The sequence below is a fragment of the Pseudonocardia sp. NPDC046786 genome, from assembly GCF_040645415.1.
In the GTDB taxonomy this organism is placed as follows: Bacteria; Actinomycetota; Actinomycetes; order Mycobacteriales; family Pseudonocardiaceae; genus Pseudonocardia; species Pseudonocardia kongjuensis.
In genome coordinates this window covers 133,001-149,469 of sequence record NZ_JBEYYF010000008.1, presented here as the reverse complement: position 1 = coordinate 149,469, position 16,469 = coordinate 133,001, and the positions used below count along the sequence as shown (strand labels likewise).

The 16,469-nt window shown below is 73.9% G+C and carries 19 protein-coding genes; 16 read left to right on the top strand and 3 right to left on the bottom strand.

Annotation, left to right across the window (positions count from 1 at the left end; genetic code table 11):
- Positions 1 to 192: 192 nt before the first annotated feature.
- The 4 genes from ABZ881_RS12740 to ABZ881_RS12725 all read left to right on the top strand — a co-directional run bounded on the left by ABZ881_RS12740 (position 193) and on the right by ABZ881_RS12725 (position 2,785).
- Positions 193 to 822 carry a GNAT family N-acetyltransferase gene (locus ABZ881_RS12740; protein ID WP_358484392.1) on the top strand — a complete coding sequence of 210 codons (630 nt, stop codon included), beginning with the start codon at positions 193 to 195 and terminating at the stop codon, positions 820 to 822.
- Positions 823 to 882: 60 nt separating this feature from the next.
- Positions 883 to 1,254 carry a hypothetical protein gene (locus ABZ881_RS12735; RefSeq protein ID WP_358484213.1) on the top strand — a complete coding sequence of 124 codons (372 nt, stop codon included), beginning with the start codon at positions 883 to 885 and terminating at the stop codon, positions 1,252 to 1,254.
- A gap of 40 nt (positions 1,255 to 1,294) precedes the next feature.
- A complete protein-coding gene (locus tag ABZ881_RS12730; RefSeq protein WP_358484211.1) occupies positions 1,295 to 1,492 on the top strand; it encodes a hypothetical protein in 198 nt (65 codons plus the stop codon).
- A gap of 102 nt (positions 1,493 to 1,594) precedes the next feature.
- Positions 1,595 to 2,785 carry a DUF418 domain-containing protein gene (locus tag ABZ881_RS12725; protein ID WP_358484210.1) on the top strand — a complete coding sequence of 397 codons (1,191 nt, stop codon included), beginning with the start codon at positions 1,595 to 1,597 and terminating at the stop codon, positions 2,783 to 2,785.
- Between the two features lie 85 nt (positions 2,786 to 2,870).
- On the opposite strand, the gene ABZ881_RS12720 is transcribed toward ABZ881_RS12725, so the two are convergent.
- Positions 2,871 to 3,401 (bottom strand): helix-turn-helix domain-containing protein, encoded by a 531-nt coding sequence (locus ABZ881_RS12720; RefSeq protein WP_358484208.1) that lies wholly within the window; start codon positions 3,399 to 3,401, stop codon positions 2,871 to 2,873.
- Positions 3,402 to 3,461: 60 nt separating this feature from the next.
- Between ABZ881_RS12720 and ABZ881_RS12715 the strand changes: the two genes are divergently transcribed.
- Both ABZ881_RS12715 and ABZ881_RS12710 read left to right on the top strand, forming a co-directional pair.
- A complete protein-coding gene (locus ABZ881_RS12715) occupies positions 3,462 to 3,848 on the top strand; it encodes a hypothetical protein (RefSeq protein WP_358484206.1) in 387 nt (128 codons plus the stop codon).
- A 190-nt stretch (positions 3,849 to 4,038) separates the two neighbouring features.
- Positions 4,039 to 4,170 carry a hypothetical protein gene (locus tag ABZ881_RS12710; RefSeq protein ID WP_358484204.1) on the top strand — a complete coding sequence of 44 codons (132 nt, stop codon included), beginning with the start codon at positions 4,039 to 4,041 and terminating at the stop codon, positions 4,168 to 4,170.
- Between the two features lie 236 nt (positions 4,171 to 4,406).
- Here ABZ881_RS12710 and ABZ881_RS12705 read toward each other — a convergent pair whose 3' ends face one another.
- Positions 4,407 to 5,591, bottom strand: a complete 1,185-nt coding sequence (locus ABZ881_RS12705; RefSeq protein ID WP_358484202.1) for an acyl-CoA dehydrogenase family protein — start codon at positions 5,589 to 5,591, stop codon at positions 4,407 to 4,409.
- 87 nt (positions 5,592 to 5,678) lie between these two features.
- On the opposite strand from ABZ881_RS12705, the gene ABZ881_RS12700 reads away from it, so the two are divergent.
- From ABZ881_RS12700 to ABZ881_RS12660, 9 genes are all read left to right on the top strand, one after another.
- A complete protein-coding gene (locus ABZ881_RS12700) occupies positions 5,679 to 6,566 on the top strand; it encodes a LysR substrate-binding domain-containing protein (protein ID WP_358484199.1) in 888 nt (295 codons plus the stop codon).
- Positions 6,567 to 6,700: 134 nt separating this feature from the next.
- Positions 6,701 to 7,984, top strand: coding sequence for an MFS transporter (locus tag ABZ881_RS12695; protein ID WP_358484198.1), 1,284 nt, complete (start codon positions 6,701 to 6,703; stop codon positions 7,982 to 7,984).
- A 50-nt stretch (positions 7,985 to 8,034) separates the two neighbouring features.
- Positions 8,035 to 9,726: an AMP-binding protein gene (locus tag ABZ881_RS12690; RefSeq protein ID WP_358484196.1), complete on the top strand. Its 1,692-nt coding sequence runs from the start codon at positions 8,035 to 8,037 to the stop codon at positions 9,724 to 9,726.
- Positions 9,723 to 11,333, top strand: coding sequence for an FAD-dependent monooxygenase (locus ABZ881_RS12685; RefSeq protein ID WP_358484195.1), 1,611 nt, complete (start codon positions 9,723 to 9,725; stop codon positions 11,331 to 11,333). Before ABZ881_RS12690 ends, ABZ881_RS12685 begins: the two co-directional genes overlap by 4 nt.
- Positions 11,333 to 11,983 carry a VOC family protein gene (locus tag ABZ881_RS12680; RefSeq protein WP_358484193.1) on the top strand — a complete coding sequence of 217 codons (651 nt, stop codon included), beginning with the start codon at positions 11,333 to 11,335 and terminating at the stop codon, positions 11,981 to 11,983. The genes ABZ881_RS12685 and ABZ881_RS12680 overlap by 1 nt, the downstream gene beginning before the upstream one ends.
- Positions 11,984 to 11,988: 5 nt before the next feature.
- On the top strand, positions 11,989 to 12,306 hold the full coding sequence (locus ABZ881_RS12675) for a hypothetical protein (RefSeq protein WP_358484390.1): 318 nt from the start codon (positions 11,989 to 11,991) through the stop codon (positions 12,304 to 12,306).
- On the top strand, positions 12,303 to 13,085 hold the full coding sequence (locus tag ABZ881_RS12670) for a maleate cis-trans isomerase (protein WP_358484191.1): 783 nt from the start codon (positions 12,303 to 12,305) through the stop codon (positions 13,083 to 13,085). The genes ABZ881_RS12675 and ABZ881_RS12670 overlap by 4 nt, the downstream gene beginning before the upstream one ends.
- Complete coding sequence (locus ABZ881_RS12665) at positions 13,085 to 14,314, top strand: alpha/beta hydrolase (RefSeq protein ID WP_358484189.1); 1,230 nt, start codon at positions 13,085 to 13,087, stop codon at positions 14,312 to 14,314. The genes ABZ881_RS12670 and ABZ881_RS12665 overlap by 1 nt, the downstream gene beginning before the upstream one ends.
- A 72-nt stretch (positions 14,315 to 14,386) precedes the next feature.
- Entirely contained in the window at positions 14,387 to 15,091 is a 705-nt protein-coding gene (locus ABZ881_RS12660) for a TetR/AcrR family transcriptional regulator (protein WP_358484187.1), read from the top strand.
- Here the strand turns inward: ABZ881_RS12660 and ABZ881_RS12655 are convergent.
- Positions 15,053 to 15,697 carry a helix-turn-helix domain-containing protein gene (locus ABZ881_RS12655; protein WP_358484184.1) on the bottom strand — a complete coding sequence of 215 codons (645 nt, stop codon included), beginning with the start codon at positions 15,695 to 15,697 and terminating at the stop codon, positions 15,053 to 15,055. The genes ABZ881_RS12660 and ABZ881_RS12655 overlap by 39 nt on opposite strands.
- A gap of 85 nt (positions 15,698 to 15,782) precedes the next feature.
- On the opposite strand from ABZ881_RS12655, the gene ABZ881_RS12650 reads away from it, so the two are divergent.
- The gene (locus tag ABZ881_RS12650; protein ID WP_358484182.1) at positions 15,783 to 16,439 is read left to right on the top strand and encodes a hypothetical protein; all 657 of its coding nucleotides are present in this window, start codon (positions 15,783 to 15,785) and stop codon (positions 16,437 to 16,439) included.
- Positions 16,440 to 16,469 lie beyond the last annotated feature (30 nt).

Genomic DNA, 16,469 nt, shown 5'->3' with positions numbered 1-16,469 from the left:
GGGCCCGTTCGCCGGGGCCGCCGTGATCACCGCGTTCGGCGCCCCGGCCCAGGTGGCGGGCCCGGTTGCTCACCCGGACGGGGCTCGCCGACGTGCTCGACCCGGTCGATCGCGGGGTGGGGTGAGGCCGGCGGCCCGGGCCGTCCCGCGTCGCGGCGGGCCGGGTCCGGGCCGGACGCCTATCCTCGCCGGGTGCCCTTCGACGTCCGCCCGGCGGTCTCGTTCGACGACGTCGCGACCCTGCTCGGCCCGCGGAAGAACCCGGACGCGAGCGTCTGCTGGTGCCTGTCGCACCGGCTCCCGGCGGCCCAGCACCGGTCGCTGGTGGGGCGGGCCCGCGGGGAGTACGTCCGGGAGCTCACCGAGCGCGAGCCGGCACCCGGCGTGCTCGCCTACGACGGCGACGACGTCGTCGGCTGGGCCGCGGTCGCCCCGCGGGCGGAGCTGCCGTTCGCCCGCTCCCGCACGATCCCGCGGATCGACGCTCTCGACGTCTGGTCGGTGTGGTGCTTCCGGGTCCGCGCCGGGCACCGCGGCCGCGGGATCGCGCACGCCCTGCTCGACGGCGCGGTGGCGTTCGCCCGCGGGCACGGCGCGCCCGCGGTGGAGGGCTACCCGGTCGACAACGGCGGGCGCAAGGTCGACCTGACGATGGCCTACGTCGGCACCCGGGCGCTGTTCGAGGCGGCCGGGTTCACCATGGCGTCGCCGACGTCGGGGGTGTCCGGCGGGTTCCCGCGGGTGGTCATGCGGTTGCTGTCGCCCCCTGATCCGGGCGGGCGACACGGCGCCGGCCGATCGGGAGCCCCGGATCGGACCTGACGCTCCGCGCGTCACATCGGCGAGCACCTGACACCGGCGTCAGCTCCTGGCGTCGCGACGGTGACGAAAGAACCGGGAAGCGAGCACAGCACGGCACCGGGGTACCGGGCGTTCGGCGGGGCCGACGTCCAGGAGCTCATCGACCGGCCCGATCCGGCACCCGGCCCCGCCGAGGTCCTGATCCGGGTCGCGGCGGCCGGGACCGTGCTCGCGGTCGGCGCCCACGTGACCGGGCTCAGCGTCGGCGACCGGATCACCGGGTTCGCACTGACCGGTGCGGGCAGCTACGCGGGCACGACCCTGCTGCTCGGCACATCCACCGCTACACCGCCCGGGACGTCGCCGACCGGCTCCGGGCACACGCCCCGGACGGGTTCGACGGCGTCGTCGACATCGTCGGCGGTACCTCCCTGCGCGGGGTCGCCCCGCTGACATCGACGCCGGGGCCGGTCGTCCCGGTGGGGACCGCCCGGTGACCGGGATCGGAGGCGAGTTCGCCCGCCGCCGGCTGGACCGCGCCGGCATCGAGCAGGTCCCCGAGCCCAGGACGACCGGCGTGCTGGATCCGAGCATCACGGCGACCCACCCGCTGGCGCGGGCGGCGGAGGCGCCGGCGCTGGTGAAAACGCAGCACGTGTCCGGCAGGGTCGTCATCGACATGACGCTCTGATCCGGCTCCGTCCGACGGCTCGGGCCACCCCGACTTCGGTCGGACGCGTTCGGGCCGCCCGGCCGATCCGCGGCACCGGTCGGGGGCCCTACCGTCCGGTCCATGTCAGGACCTCGCGGCGTGACCGCGCCGACGCCGGCCTCGGAACGCCTGCTCGCCCCGGACCTCGCGCGGGGGGTGATGCTGCTGCTCATCGCGCTCGCGCACTCGCGGATGCTGCACGCGGGCGGCAACTCGCTGACCACTCCCGCCGGGGGCGGCCCGGCCGACGTCGCCGTGCAGTGGCTGCTGACGTCCTTCGTGGACGGCCGGGCCGCGCCGCTGTTCGGGCTGCTGTTCGGCTACGGCCTGGTCCAGATGACCCGGCGGCTGACCGGCCCCGACGGCGACCCCGCCGGGGCCCGGCGGCTGATCCGCCGGCGCGGGATCTGGCTGGTCGTGTTCGGCGTCGCGCACGTGGTGCTGCTCTACGCCGGTGACGTCATCGGCGCCTACGGCGCGTTCGCGGTGATGTTCGCCGGGGTGGTGAGCTGGCCGGGCCGCCGGTTGTGGGTGGTCACCGGGGTGACACTGGCGGTCGGCGTGCTCGCCGCCACCGCGCTCCAGACGGCGACCGGCCCCGACGTGCCGCTGCCGGTCGGGCCGACCCTCCTCGACAGCGCGGCGCTGCGCGCGATGGTGCTGCCGGTGCTGCCGGTCGCAGCCCTGGCGGTGGCGCCGTCGGTGCTGCTCGGGATCTGGGCCGGCCGGCAGCGCCTGCTGGAGGACGCCCGCCGGGTGCCGCTGCTGCGCCGGGTCGCGTTGATCGGGTTCCCGGTCGCCGTGCTGGGGGCGCAGCCGGTCGCGCTGCAGGCCGTCGGTCTGTGGAGCCCGGGCAGCGCCGCGGTCGGCGCCCTCGCGGTGGCGGTGTTCGCCGTGACCGGCATCGCGGGCGGGCTCGCGTTCATGGCGGTCATCGCGCTCGTCACCGGCCGGATCGGGGACCGGCGAGGCCCGGTGACGACCGCGCTGGTGGCGTGCGGCCGCCGGTCCATGACCTGCTACCTCGCCCAGTCACCGGTGTGGTTGGTGATGACCGAGCCCTCGCTGCTCGACCTCGGTGGCCGGCTGGGTGCGGCGACGGCTGCAGCGGCCGCCGTCGCGACCTGGATCGGCACCGTCGTCGTCGCCGATGTGCTGGGGCGGGCCGGGTGGCGGGGGCCGGCGGAAACCCTGCTGCGGTACCTGACCTATCGGGGTGCGCGGTCGCCGGAACCGACCGGACGCACGTCGGGTGGGCCGGCTGCGGGCTGACCGTCGTCATATCCCAGGACGGTGTCGACGGAGGCCGTCACGAGCCCGGACCCGGCCGCCCGGGGGTGGTGATCCGCACCGCGAGCTAACCCCGGTCGGCCGGCAGGAGCACCGTCGACAGGATGCGCCGCGTCCGCCCCTCCTCCGGATCGTGCTCGAGGAACGGCGCGAACGCCTCGGTGATCCGCTCCTGCAGCTCGGCGAGCTCCCCGTCGGACAGCCACAGCGCGGCCTGCCGGAAGCTCACCCGGTCCCGCACCGGATCGACGTCGTCGGCCGCGAGGTAGCGATCGAAGTCGCCGGCCAGACCGGCGAGGAACACAGTGAACATCGTCCGCAGCCGGTCGCGGTCGGGAGCCTCGTTGTCGCCGTCGGCCGCGGCGGTGTTCAGCTCGTAGGTCCGCTCCACCGCGCCGCGGATCCGCCGCTCGCCGGTCACCCGCAGGACGTCGGCCTGCACCAGGACCGCGACGTGCCGGTAGAGGGTCGTCGTCGGCACGTCGGGCAACCGCTGCGCGAGCTGTCCGGTCGTGAGCGGGCGTCCGATCAGGTTCTGCACGATGCGCCAGCGAACCGGCTGATGCAGGAGATCGGCCAGCGAGCGCGGGTCCGGCACTGGTCCTCCATTTCCAAATCTGGTATCAATACCGAAAGCGAGAACATCCTAGGGGGGACCATGGCGGACATCCAGGTCGGCGACTGTGCGATCACGGTGCGGCTCTCGGCGGTCGAACGGCTCTTCAGCGGTGGTCGCGCGGAGCTGGTGGTGCCGCGGACCGCGGTGCGCGCGGCCGAGTACACCGAGCGCCCCACCCGTGCCTCGGTGACCGGCGTCGCCCGGGCGGGCCTGGTCGTCACCGGGGTCGTGAAGATCGGCCGCTGGGGGGTGGGGGGCCCGGTCAGCCGGTTCGTGAGCGCGTGGCGCCGGGTCCCGGCCGTGCGGATCGTCGTCGATCCCGGCTTCCGGCCCCAGCTCGGCTACGACGAGCTGGTGATCAGCACGCCGGACGCCGCAGCGGTCACCGCCGCGCTCGCCGCGCCGGGCGACCGTGCGCACCCCTGAACCGGGTCGTCCTGCAGAAGTCGATCGAGGCGACCACCGGCGCCGGGATCCTGATCCGCGACGTCGACGGCGACGCCTCCGCCGGCCGGGTCGTCGAGGCACTGATCGACAACCTGGAACTGTGACGCCCTGATGCGAGGTCCGGCCCGGCGGGCCGGCCCGCGCCATCCTCACCGTCATCGCCACCCTGATGCAGGGCCGCGGTCTGGTGAAGCCGGACTTCGACCCGACCCACCTGCTGCTCTCCGCGGCCCTGCCGCTGATGCCGGCCTACGCCGGCGTCGGCGGCCTGCTCAGCCGGTCGCGACGCCGCCCAACCTGATCGGCCGCGGGCCGATCGAGGAGACGGCCGGGGAGCGGATCAGCTTTGCCCAGTGGGGTGCTCGCCGCCGCACCGCTGGCCGCGTCGATGTTCGTGGTGCTGGCCGTCGTCGTGCTGCTGCCGGTGTAGCGCGGGCCCGCTCGTCGACATCGAGCACGGTGACGTGCATGCCGTCGTCGGACAGCCGCCGTGCGGTGGCGGCCCCGCTCCCGGTCGTCGTGGCCCCGCGGGGGTCGTCACGACCGGCGCACCGCCTGCCGCACCAGGCCGCCGCCGATGATCAGCCGCTGGATCTCGCTGGTGCCCTCGTAGAGCCGCAGCAGCCGGACGTCGCGGTAGATCCGCTCGACCGGGATCTCGCGCATGTAGCCGGCGCCGCCGTGCACCTGGACGGCGAGATCGGCGACCTGCCCGACCATCTCGGTGCAGAACAGCTTCGCCGCGGACGGCGCGATCCGGCGGTCGGTGCCGTCGACGTAGGCGCGGGCCGCCTCGCGGACCATCGCCCGGCCGGCGAGGACACCGGTCTGCATGTCGGCGAGGTGCGCCTGGACGAGCTGGAAGTCCCCGATCCGCTGCCCGCCCTGGGTGCTCTGCGCGGCGTGGGCGACCGACTCGTCGAGCGCCCGCTGGGCGGTCCCGACGGCCAGCGCGGCGATGTGCACCCGGCCACGGGCCAGAGACGTCATCGCGGCGGCGTACCCGGCCGCCGCGTCGCCGCCGACCAGCGCGTGTGCCGGCACCCGGACCGCGGCGAGGTGCACGTCGGCGGTCGACGCGCCCTCCTGGCCCATCTTGGCGTCCTTGGGGCCGACGGTGACGCCGGGCGTGTCCGCCGGGACCAGGAACACGGCGATGCCGGGGTTGCCCGGCTCCGGCTCGGCGTAGCGGGCGAACACCACGAACAGCTGGGCGGACGGGGCGTTGGTGATGTACTGCTTCTGGCCGTCGATCACCCAGTCGGTGCCGTCCCGGCGGGCCCGCGTCCGCAGCCCGGCCGGGTTGGAGCCGGCCCCCGGCTCGGTCAGTGCGAACGACGCGACGACCTCCCCGGACGCGATGCGGTCCAGCCAGGTGGTCCGCTGCTCGTCGGTGCCGAACCCGACGAGCACCTGCCCGGCGATGCCGTTGTTGGTGCCGAACATCGAGCGCAGCGCGAGCGTGGTGTAGCCGAACTCCTGCGCGAGCTCGACGTCCTGGGTGAGGTCGAGTCCGATGCCGCCCCACCGCGACGGGATCGCGTAGCCGAACAGGCCCATCCCGGCGGCGGCGGCGCGCAGGTCGTCGGGGACCCGGTCGGCCTGCATGATCTCGTTCTCGCGCGGGACCACGGCCTCGCGGACGAACTCGTGGACCTGTCGGCGGATGACGGCGAAGTCCTCGGCGGAGACCTCGGACGTCGACAGTGCTGGTGTGCTCATACTCGCATCGTCGCCGTCCCATTAGGCTGCGGTCCAAGGCCTGGTCGCGGCTCATCGTTTCAGAATCTGCATCAATGGAGGCGCGCGGTGGACCAGGCCCAGCTCCGGGTGTTCCTCGCGGTGGCCGACGAGCTGCACTTCGGCCGGGCGGCCGAGCGGCTCCACCTGGCCCAGCCGTACCTCAGCCGGACCGTCCGGGCGCTCGAGTCCGAGCTCGGGGCCGCGCTGTTCCACCGGACCACCCGCCGGGTCGAGCTGACCCCGGCCGGGCGGGCGCTGGTGCCGCTCGCCCGCGAGCTGGTCGCGCTCGCGGGCCGGGCCCGGGACGCGGTGACCGCGGCCGCCGAGGGCCGCAGCGGCCGGGTGCGGATCGCCTTCGCCGGGCCGTCCGCGCAGGTCTACGTCGGGCGACTGGCCCGCGCGGTCCGGGAGGACCATCCGCTGGTCGATCTCGACCTGGTGCCGGGTCGCTACGGCGCGACGGCGATGGCGGCCCTGCACCGGCGCGACGTCGATCTGGTGCTGGCGTGGTTCGTCGAGCCGCCGGCGGGCGTGCGCAGTCGCCGGATCGTCGAGGACCGGTGCGTGATCGCGCTGCCGACCGGGCACCGGCTGGCTGCGGGAGCGGAGATCGCGCCGGCCGAGCTCTGGGACGAGCCGCTGGTCGGGCTGCCCGAGTCGGCCGGATCGATGGTGCGCAGCCAGCTCGTCGGGCGCTGTCAGGAGGCCGGCTTCACGCCCCGGTTCGTCCAGTCCGCCCCCGACTCGTGGACCTGTATGGCCCTGGTGGCGGCGGGCGTCGGACTGCACGTCACCACAGCCGGCGCCGTCGAGCACATGTCGCTCGACGGCGTGGTCGTGCGCGAGATGGCGGGCGAGCTGCCCGCCGTCTCCATCCACCTGATCTGGCGGGACGACGGTGATCCGGTCCTGCGCCGGGTGCTGGACACGGCGGAGCGGGCGCTGCCCGGCTGACGCGGCGGGCTGCCGTGTGGCCGGGCCCGACCATCGCCGGAACATGACTGTCGAAATATTGACAACAGTGTGACCGCAGGTCAGAGTGCTACCTGTCGCGGATCCGGGGTGACCCAGGGAGCAAGGAGGCTCGAATGTCGACATCCGCCAGTACCGAGCAGGTGAGCCCGAGGACGGCCGCCGTCGCCGTCGCGATCTGCTTCGGGGCAATCGTTTTCGACGGGTACGACCTGATTGTCTTCGGCTCGGCGGTGCCTGCCCTGCTCGCCTACGAGCCGTGGGCCCTCACACCGGCCGCCGTCGGCGCGATCGGCAGCTACGCGCTGCTCGGCATGTTCGTCGGCGCGATCGCCTCGGGCATGCTGACCGACCTGGTCGGGCGCCGGAAGCTGTTCATCATCGCGCTGACCTGGTTCTCGGTGATGATGCTGCTGGCGGCCGTCGCACCGACGCCGTGGGCGCTGGGCCTGTTCCGGTTCCTCGCCGGTCTGGGCTTCGGCGGCATCCCGCCGACGGCGATCGCGCTGGTCATGGAGGTCGCTCCGGCAGCCCGCCGGCACATGATCAACGGATTGATGCTCTGCGGCTTCCCGATCGGCGGCGCGCTCGCCGCGCTCGCGGCGATCGTGCTGCTCGAACCGGCCGGGTTCCGGGTGCTCTTCGCGGTCGGGGCGCTGCCGCTGGTCACGCTCGTCCCGCTGGCGGTGCTGTTCCTGCCCGAGTCCCCGGGGTTCGTCCGTGCCGGTCGCGGCAGACGCCGGACGGAGATCACCGGCCTGCTCCGCGGCCGGGCGGCGTGGGCGACCGGACTGTTCGTGGTCGCGAACTTCTGCGGCTTCCTGCTGGTGTTCGGGCTCAACACCTGGCTGCCCCAGCTGATGCGGGGCGCAGGCTACGAGCTCGGCTCCGCGCTGGCATTCCTGCTGGTGCTCAACCTCGGAGCGGTCGTCGGTGGCCTGGCCGGATCGGCGATGGCGGACCGGTTCGGCAGCCGCTGGGTCGCGACGTCGCTGTTCGTGCTCGCCGTCGCCTCGCTCGGTCTGATCGCCGTCCCGCTCCCGGCGGCCGTGCTCTACCTGCTGGTGTTCGTGGCGGGCGCCGCGACCACCGGGAATCAGATCGTCGTCTACGGCTACGTGGCCGCGCACCATCCGCCGGGCAACCGCGCCACGGCGCTCGGGCTCAGCAGCGGGATCGGACGGCTCGGCGCGGTCAGCGGCCCGGCCGTCGGCGGAGCGCTGCTCACGGCGGGTGTCGGGCTCGCAGGCAACGTCGGTGTGTTCGCCGCGGTCGCCGTCGTGGGAGCGGTCGCCTGTGCCCTCGTCCCGAGACCGACCGGGGGCCCGGCCGACCCGGCTGCCGGTACGGCGGCACCGCCGGCCGGTCCGGCCCCGGCCGGTGCCCCCGCTGCGGGCTGACCGGCTGTGCCGACCACCACCGTCGACCCCCGGATCCTGGGAGGACCGCCATGACCACCGACCTCGCCCGTCCACCTGCGCCGCCCGGAACGGCGACCGGGCTGCGGGAGCGCTACCTCGGGCAGGGACTCTGGCGTCACGAGACGCTCGGCGCCGCGCTCCGAGCGGCGACGGCCCGGCGCCCGGACCATCCCGCCCTCGTCGCCGACGGGGTGCGGTGGACCCACCGCGAGCTCGACGAGCGCACCGACGCCGTCGCGGCCGGTCTGCTCGCCCGGACCACCCTGCGTCCCGGTGACCGGATGATGTTCCAGTCGGGCAACGTCGCCGAGACGGTCGTCGCCTACTACGGCGCGGTCAAGGCGGGCATCGTCCCGGTGTGCACGCTGCCGCAGCACGGTGAGCGGGAGATCGCCGCACTGGCCGCGCACACCGGCGCCCGCGGTCACCTCGTCCAGGCCGACTTCCGCAACCGGGACCTGACCGCACTCGCGGCCGGGCTGCGCGCCGCCGTCCCGGCCGTCGAGGAACTCGTCGTCGTCCGCGGGGCGGCGCCGGCCGGCGCCGTCACGCTCGACGACCTCCTCGACGCGGGATCGGATCGCGCCGCGCGCCGGGCGCTCGCCCGGCTGGAGATCGACCCGGACGCGCTGGTCGCCTTGCAGCTCTCCGGCGGCACCACCGGCCTGCCGAAGGTCGCCCCGCGGTTCCACAGCGAGTACGCCTGCAACGCGCGGCTCTGGGCCACCGCACTGGATCTCGGCCCGGACTCGGTCGTGCTGCACCCGCTGCCGATCATGCACAACGCCGGGATCGTCGCGGCGTTGCAACCGACCCATCTCGTCGGCGGCACCCTGGTGCTGCCGGCGACGGCGGACGCGGGCGAGGTGCTCGGCCTGATCGCCGGCGAGCGGGTCACCACACTGCCGGTCGTCCCTCCGGCCGTTGCGATCCGGCTGCTGGAGCACCCGGACGCGCGGCGGACCGACCTCACCAGCGTGACCCGGTTCGTGATCGGCGGCCAGCGGCCACCGTCGGAGCTGATCGACCGGCTGGAGGCGGAGTGCGGGATCAGGGCGCTGCAGATGTTCGGGATGGCAGAGGGCCTGTTCCTCTACACCCCGCCGGACAGCCCGGCCGAGGTCCGGCGGGGAATGGTCGGCACCCGGATCTGTGCCGCCGACGAGGTGCGGGTGCTCGACATCGGCTCGGAGGACGAGGTGCCGGACGGGCAGGTCGGTGAGCTCGCCTGCCGCGGCCCGTACACGATCGCGGGCTACCTCGACGCCGAGGCGCACAACGTGACAGCCTTCACCTCCGACGGCTTCTACCGCACCGGCGACCTGGTCACCCGGCACCTGGTGGACGGAGTCGACCACTACTCGATCGACGGCCGGATCAAGGACGTCATCAACCGGGGCGCCGAGAAGATCCACGCCGAGGAGCTCGAGGAGCTGCTGGTCCGGCATCCGGCGGTACGCGGTGCGGCGGTCGTCGCGATGCCCGATCCGGTGCTCGGCGAACGGGTCTGCGCCTACGTCGTGCCCGGCGGCGACCCGCCGACGCTGCCGGAGGTCTGCGCGTTCCTCCTGGAGCAGGGCATCGCGAAGTTCAAGCTGCCGGAACGACTGGAGATCGTCGACGCGTTCCCGCTCACCAACGTCGGGAAGGTGTCCAAGAAGGACCTGCGGGTCGACCTGCTGAACCGGATCGAGATCGAGAACGAGGAGGTGCCGTCGTGAGACCGGCCAGTGTCGCGGTGCTCGGTGGCGGGCCCGGCGGGCTCTACGCAGCACGACTGTTCAAGCTCGCCCACCCGGCCGCCACGGTCGTCGTGCACGAGCAGAGCACCCCGGAGTCGACGTTCGGCTTCGGTGTCGCCGTCGCCTCGCGGACCCAGCGCAACCTGGCCGCGGCCGATCCACGGACCCTCGACGACGTCGTCGCGGCCGGGTACCCGCACGACATGCGGATGCTCGTCGGCGACGCCGAGGCGCGGGTGCACAACGGTGCGCTGATCGGTATCGCCCGCCCCGAGCTGCTCGCGATCCTCACCCGGCACGCGCTCGACGCCGGGGTGGAGATCCGGTACGGCCGTCGCACCGAACTCGCCGAGCTCGACGCCGAGCTGGTCGTCGTCGCCGACGGGGTGAGCAGCCGGACCCGGACGGACCTGGCTGATGAGCTGGGCGCCCGGGTCGACGTCGCCGAGGGGCTCTACCTGTGGGCCGGCACCGAGTTCGCCCTGGAGACCGCGGTGTTCGCCCCGGCGCGCACCGCGCACGGCACCTTCGTCACGCACGCCTACCCGTACTCGCCGCACCGCTCGACGTTCCTGGTCGAGACCGACGAGGCGACCTGGCGGGCCGCCGGGTTCGACGCCTCGACCGACGCGATCCCGGCCGACGCCTCCGACACCGTCGCGCTGGAGTACCTGTCCGACGCGTTCGCCGAGCTGCTGGGCGGCCACCGGCTGATCGGGAACCGGACCCGCTGGCAGCGCTTCCGCACCGTGCACTGCCGTCGCTGGACCAGCGGCAACGCGGTGCTGCTCGGCGACGCGGCGCACACCGCGCACTACTCGGTGGGCTCCGGCACCAAGCTCGCGATGGAGGACGCGATCGCCCTCTGCGACGCGGTCACCGCCGCCGGTGATCTCCCGTCCGCATTCGCGGACTACGAGCAACAGCGACGCCCGCAGGTGGAGCGGCTGCAGGAGCTGGCCCGCCGCAGCCGGCTGTGGTGGGACTCGTTCCCGCGGCGCACCAACCTGCCCGTCGACCAGCTGATGGTCGCCTACATGACGCGCACCGGGAACGTCGCGCTGGACCGGTTCGCCGGGACGAACCCGGACGTCGTGCGGCGTGCGCTGGCCGGCTGGGCCGGGACCGACCCGGCCGACGTGCCGACCGAGGGCGTCGTCGACTGGGTGTTCGGCCGGCCCCTGCACCACGACCGGTACGACCGGTCGTCGCGGCTGCTGGGGCCCGCGGACCGCGACGAGCTCTCCGCCGAGCCCGGATCCGGGGGAGCGGGCCGGCTGGCCCGGGTCCGGGTGGCGCTGACCGAGCCGTGGTCGAGCGAGGGCGACGCCCTGGTGAAGAGGCTGCACGACCTGACCCAGCGGGGCTGGGACGGCTTCTGGCTGACCGGGCCGGACGAGCGGGCCGAGGTGCTGACCCGGCTCGACATCGGGGAACGGCTGCGCGCCGAGACCGACGGGCTGGTCGTCGTCGAGGCCGGGCCGGGACACCGGACCGATCTCGCCGCCGGTCTGGCCTCCGGGCGGACCGACCTCGTGTGCACGACCGACGGCATCCACGGAACCAACCCGACCGGGAGGACATGATGAGCACCGACGAGCACCGGGTGCGCGGCGTCGACCACGCCGCGTTCCCCACCTTCGATCCCGCCGCGACCGTGCGGTTCTACCGGGACGTCCTGAAGTTCCCGGTGGTGCACTCGATCTGCGCCGCCGGCTGGGGCCCGCAGCAGCACCCGGACTTCATCCACTTCTTCTTCGACATCGGCAACGACGACCGGATCGCGTTCTTCTACTACTTCGGGCACGAGCCGGTGGGCGACCCGTCCGCCCGGGGGGACGCCTGGGCGCGGCTGCCCGAGGGGACCCCGGAGTTCTTCGCGAACTCGCGTCACCTCGCGATCCACGTCGACTCCGAGGACGACCTGCTGGAGTACCGCCGCCGGCTCGACGACAGCGAGTGGCCCTGCGAGATGCAGGTGATGCACGAGACGATCGAGTCGATCTACACGCACGACCCGAACGGCTACATGATCGAGCTCACCAGGGCGCTGCGACCGGTCACCCCGCAGGAGGATCTGGACGCCGAACTGACGGTCGACGCGCTCTGCGAGATCGCCGGCGCGCCGGAACCGTCACTGGAGAAGCTGCTCACCCGCAAGGCCGAGCTGATCGTACAGCGGGCACCGGCGTGGGAGTCCGCGCGGCAGCCCGAGGGGCGGGGGGCGTCGTCGTGACCGCGATGTTCGTCCTCGACGTGCCGGAGAACGACGGCCTGGTCCGGGTCGCCGAGCAGGATCCGCTGCTCGGGGTCGAGAAGGTCGGCCCGTACTTCCGGATCGTCGCCTCCGGCGTCACCGCCGCCACCCCGGCCCCGGAGGACGGCCCGCTCGGCGCCGGCCGCACCAGCGGGCCCGGCGAGATCGTCATCGACCGGCGCGCGACCGGATGCCGGCACGCGGTCTGGTACTCCGGCGTCGCCGGGCTGGAGCGCGCCCGGATCGCCCAGCACGACAAGAACGCGCTGCGGGTCGTCGCCGGCGCCGAGGAGGAGCGATGACCGCACCGGCCGTCCCGCACCACCGGATCGGGCTCGTCGTGCCCAGCTCCAACGTCACCGTCGAGACCGAGTTGCCGGCGCTGCTCGGCCGGCACACCGGCGCCACGTTCTCGTTCCATGCGAGCCGGATGCGGATGCACACGGTGTCGCCGGAGGAGCTGCGCGCGATGAACGCCCAGCGCGGCCGGTGCGTCGACGAGATCGCCGACGCCGGGATCGACGCCGTGCTCTACGCCTGCCTGGTCGCGCTGATGGTCCAGGGGCACACCGATGGGCGCGGCGAGCACGACCACGTCGAACGGGCCGTGGTCGACCAGCTCACCGACCGGGGACTCGCGGCCCGGGTCACCTCCAGTGCCGGTGCGCTGGTCACCGCCCTGACCGCGCTCGGTGCGTCCCGGGTCGCGCTGGTGATGCCCTACCTGCGACCGGTCGCCGAGCTCGTCGTCGGCTACCTGGAGGCGGAGGGGTTCACGATCACCGACTGGCGTGCGCTGGAGGTCGGCGACAACGCCGAGGTCGGCTGCATCGCCGGGGACCGGGTGCTCGGTGCCGCGCGGTCGCTGGACCTCGCCGGGGCCGACGCGCTGGTGCTCTCCGCCTGCGTGCAGATGCCGTCGCTGGACCTGGTCCAGCGCGCCGAGGACGAGCTGGGACTACCGGTGCTCTCCGCGGCGACGGCCGGCGCGTTCACGCTGCTGCGCAGCCTGGACCTGCCGGTCGACCTACCCAGGGCCGGAGGGCTGATGCGGCTCGACAGCCCGGTCGGGGCCCGCTGATGGCGGCCAATCCCGGGCTGAACGTCGACTGGCACCCGGGCGCGCTGCCCGCCGGGACCGGGGTGCAGCTGCAGACCGTCGTGACCGTGGACGGCAACGCGGCCAAGGCGACGCTGTACACCCCGGCGGGTCGGGCGCCCCGGGACACCACCGTCGTCGTCCTCATGCATCCGCGGGTCGACTTCTCCCGGCACTACCTGATCCCGGCCCTGCTGGAGGCCGGGATCGCGGTGCACGCCCAGCAGGCCCGGGACAGTGGCAGCGACATGCGGCTCGTCCACGAGCAGGCGGTGCTCGACCTCGGCGCCGGGCTGGAGTGGCTGCACGGTCGCGGGTTCCGGCGCACCGTCGGGCTCGGCAACTCCGGCGGCGGAGGGCTGCTGACCTACTACGTGCAGCAGTCGCTGCGGGCACCCGCGGACCGGATCGCGCGGACCCCGGCCGGGCGGCCCAGCCGGCTGGACCGCGCCGTACTGCCCGGGCTGGACGCGCTGGCCTACCTGGCGCCGCATCCCGGGCAGGGCCCGCTGCTGTCCCGGTGCATCGACCCGTCGGTGACCGTCGAGGCCGATCCGTTCTCCGCCGACCCGGCGCTCGACCCGTTCGACGAGAAGAACGGCTACCGCCCGGCGCCGGAGAGCTCCCGCTACGCGCCGGACTTCGTGCGGCGCTACCGCGCGGCGCAGCTCGACCGGGTCGCCCGGATCGACGCGGTCGCCCGCGAGCACGTCGCCGAGTCGCTCGCCGCCCGCCGCGCGGTGAAGGCGGGTTCGGCGACCGCGGCCCGGAGCCGGCGGGCCGGCACCGCCCGGCTGCTGACGGTCTGGCGGACCGATGCCGACCTGCGTGCCGTGGATCTCGGGCTGGACCCGTCGGAGCGGAGCTACGGCTCGGTGTTCGGCCCGCGGCCGGAGGTGACGAACTACGGCGTCGTGGGATTCGGCCGGACCAGTACGCCGGACGCGTGGCTGTCCACCTGGTCCGCGCTGTCGTCCAACGCCACGATCGCGAAGGCGGGCCCGGAGATGACGTTGCCGACGATGGTGGTCGGCTACGGCGCGGACAACTGTGTCTTCCCGGGTGACGTCGAGGGGATCCTCGCCGCGATCGGCAGCTCGGACCGGCAGGTCACGACGATCGCGGCCGACCACTACGGCGTACCGGTCGGCGGGGGCGCCCGCGACGGGGCCGCCGCGCTGCTGGTGCCCTGGCTGCGGGACCTGCCCTGAACACCGCCCCGGCCTGCCCGGGCGGGGACCCGGTCGGGCACGATGACCGGGGACCCGGGGGAAGGGGTGGGTGTGGCGCAGCGGCACAGCTCCGGGCGGCTCGTCTCGCACGAGTTGCTGGAGCACGCGGCACGGTTGTTCGCCCGCCAGGGGTACGCGGGCACGTCGTTCCAGGACATCGCGGACTCGATGGGCATCAGCCGGTCGGCGCTCTACCACTACGTGAGCAACAAGGAGGAGATCCTCGCCGCGCTCGTCCGGGACGTCCTGGAGCGGGTGGTGGAGATCCTGGAGGAGGTGACGGCGCGGACCGATCTCGCCGAGGACGAGCGGGTCGCGCTGGCCCTGCACCGGATCATCGTCAACAACGCGCGGAACACGACCCGCTTCCGGCTGCTCGACCGCAGCGAACCCGACCTCCCCGACGAGATCGCCGAGCTGCACCGGCAGGCCCGCCGTCGCGTCCTCGACCTGCTGAGCACCCTCGTCGACGACGCGATCCGGGCCGGCTCGTTCCGGCCGGTCCCGGCACGGACCGCCGCCCTCGGCATGCTGGGAACGGCGAACTGGGTGGCCTGGTGGTACCGGCCCGACCACGACGGCGACGCCGAGGAGCTGGCGGCCACGCTGGTCGACATGGCGCTGGTCGGCGTGCAGCGCAGCGGGGACCGGCGCGTCGACCCCGGTCCGTGGGCCGCGGTCGCGCGGCTCAAGGAGGAGCTGGCGCACCTCGAGCACTCACTCGCCGACACCCACCCGGAGCCCGGTTCCGGCTGAGCCCGGGCCGGTCAGGACCGCGTCGACGGCCATCTGCAGGGTGTCGTTCTCGGACTGCAGGAGCGTGTGCTCCGCGGGCAGTGCCCGCTCGATGCTGAGCCCGTTGACGACGGTCAGCAGGAAGCGCGCCCGCCGGGTGTGGTCGCCCTCGGGGAGGGCGCCCTCCTTCGCGAGCACGGTCAGCCAGTACTCGATCCGGCGGTGGATCTCCCGCTCGATCGCGAGATATCCCGCGCGGGTCTCCTCGCCCGGCTCGGGTTCGACGAAGTCGTCGACGACCCGGCGCAGGTTGGCCCGGGCGTCCTCGCCGACCCCGGCACCGGAGAGCACCTGGCGCAGGCAGCCGAGCAGCCGTTCCCGGGCGGGCACCGACCGGTCGTTGATCGGGTCGTCCGGGATCGCCAGGTCGTAGACGCGGGTGAGCACCTCGTCCTGGAGCTCGCGCTGGGTCGGGAAGTGGTAGCGCAGCGAGCCCGTGCTCACCCCGGCCCGCGCGGCGACCGCGCGCACGCTCAGCCGCGCGGCCGGGTCCTCTCCGAACAACTGCATGGCCGCCCGGAGGATCTTGTCCCGGCTGCTGATCCGGTCGGTGCCGTGGGTCGTCATATCGCCTCCACGGACACCCTACTAGTACACCGTGCTAGATTCCCGACCAGGGATTAGTACAGTGTGTTAGTACGTTGGGGGCGACATGATGACGAAGTGGCGGCGGCGTCTGGCGGCCCGGCGGTTGACCGGCGGCGACGGGAGCCCGCTGAAGCGGCTCCGCTGGTGGCAGATGATCACCGGGCGTTCGCTGCTGCACCTGGATCTGGTCGCGGCCGCCGGGCGCCCGGTCCGGTACTCGGTGGACGTGCGCTACCACGGCGACGGCGAGGACGGTGTGGTGCGGGCCCGCCTGTACCGCGACGGCTGGCAGCACGCGGTGTCGAAGGTGCCCGCCGTCTTCCCGGTCGAGGGCGGGGAGATCGAGGTCGCGACGAGCGGGTTCGGCGTCCGTCGCGCCCACTACGTCACCGACGGCGGGGCCGAGCACCAGCTCACGCCCGATCCGCGATCGGGTGAGGGGCGCCGGGCCCGCTTCCAGCACGACCACCCGTCGGCGGGCATGATCCTGGGTGCCGTGTCGGTGGCCGTGCTGGTCGTCGGTATCGGTGTCAACGTCCTCCAGCTGCTGGAGCCGGTCTCGGCGATACCGCCGATCGCCGAGAACGTCGGCGTCTTCGTGTCGCCGATCCACCTGCCGCTCTGGCTCAACATCGCCCTGGGCGTCGGTGCCGCGTTCGCCAGCTGGGAGCGCGCCCTGCGGCTGCGCTACCACTGGCTGCTCGACGCCGGCGGGAACTGACCCCGCCCGGTCCATGATCCCTGTTTCGGG

Bases quoted from the DNA above. Each gene is read 5' to 3' on its own strand.
- ABZ881_RS12690 (WP_358484196.1), top strand. From the start codon at position 8,035: ATGACCACCGACCTCGCCCGTCCACCTGCGCCGCCCGGAACGGCGACC.
- ABZ881_RS12705 (WP_358484202.1), bottom strand. From the start codon at position 5,591: ATGAGCACACCAGCACTGTCGACGTCCGAGGTCTCCGCCGAGGACTTC.
- ABZ881_RS12710 (WP_358484204.1), top strand. From the start codon at position 4,039: ATGCAGGGCCGCGGTCTGGTGAAGCCGGACTTCGACCCGACCCACCTG.
- ABZ881_RS12725 (WP_358484210.1), top strand. From the start codon at position 1,595: ATGTCAGGACCTCGCGGCGTGACCGCGCCGACGCCGGCCTCGGAACGC.
- ABZ881_RS12665 (WP_358484189.1), top strand. From the start codon at position 13,085: ATGGCGGCCAATCCCGGGCTGAACGTCGACTGGCACCCGGGCGCGCTG.
- ABZ881_RS12655 (WP_358484184.1), bottom strand. From the start codon at position 15,697: ATGACGACCCACGGCACCGACCGGATCAGCAGCCGGGACAAGATCCTC.
- ABZ881_RS12715 (WP_358484206.1), top strand. From the start codon at position 3,462: ATGGCGGACATCCAGGTCGGCGACTGTGCGATCACGGTGCGGCTCTCG.
- ABZ881_RS12695 (WP_358484198.1), top strand. From the start codon at position 6,701: ATGTCGACATCCGCCAGTACCGAGCAGGTGAGCCCGAGGACGGCCGCC.
- ABZ881_RS12670 (WP_358484191.1), top strand. From the start codon at position 12,303: ATGACCGCACCGGCCGTCCCGCACCACCGGATCGGGCTCGTCGTGCCC.
- ABZ881_RS12675 (WP_358484390.1), top strand. From the start codon at position 11,989: ATGTTCGTCCTCGACGTGCCGGAGAACGACGGCCTGGTCCGGGTCGCC.
- ABZ881_RS12680 (WP_358484193.1), top strand. From the start codon at position 11,333: ATGAGCACCGACGAGCACCGGGTGCGCGGCGTCGACCACGCCGCGTTC.
- ABZ881_RS12650 (WP_358484182.1), top strand. From the start codon at position 15,783: ATGATGACGAAGTGGCGGCGGCGTCTGGCGGCCCGGCGGTTGACCGGC.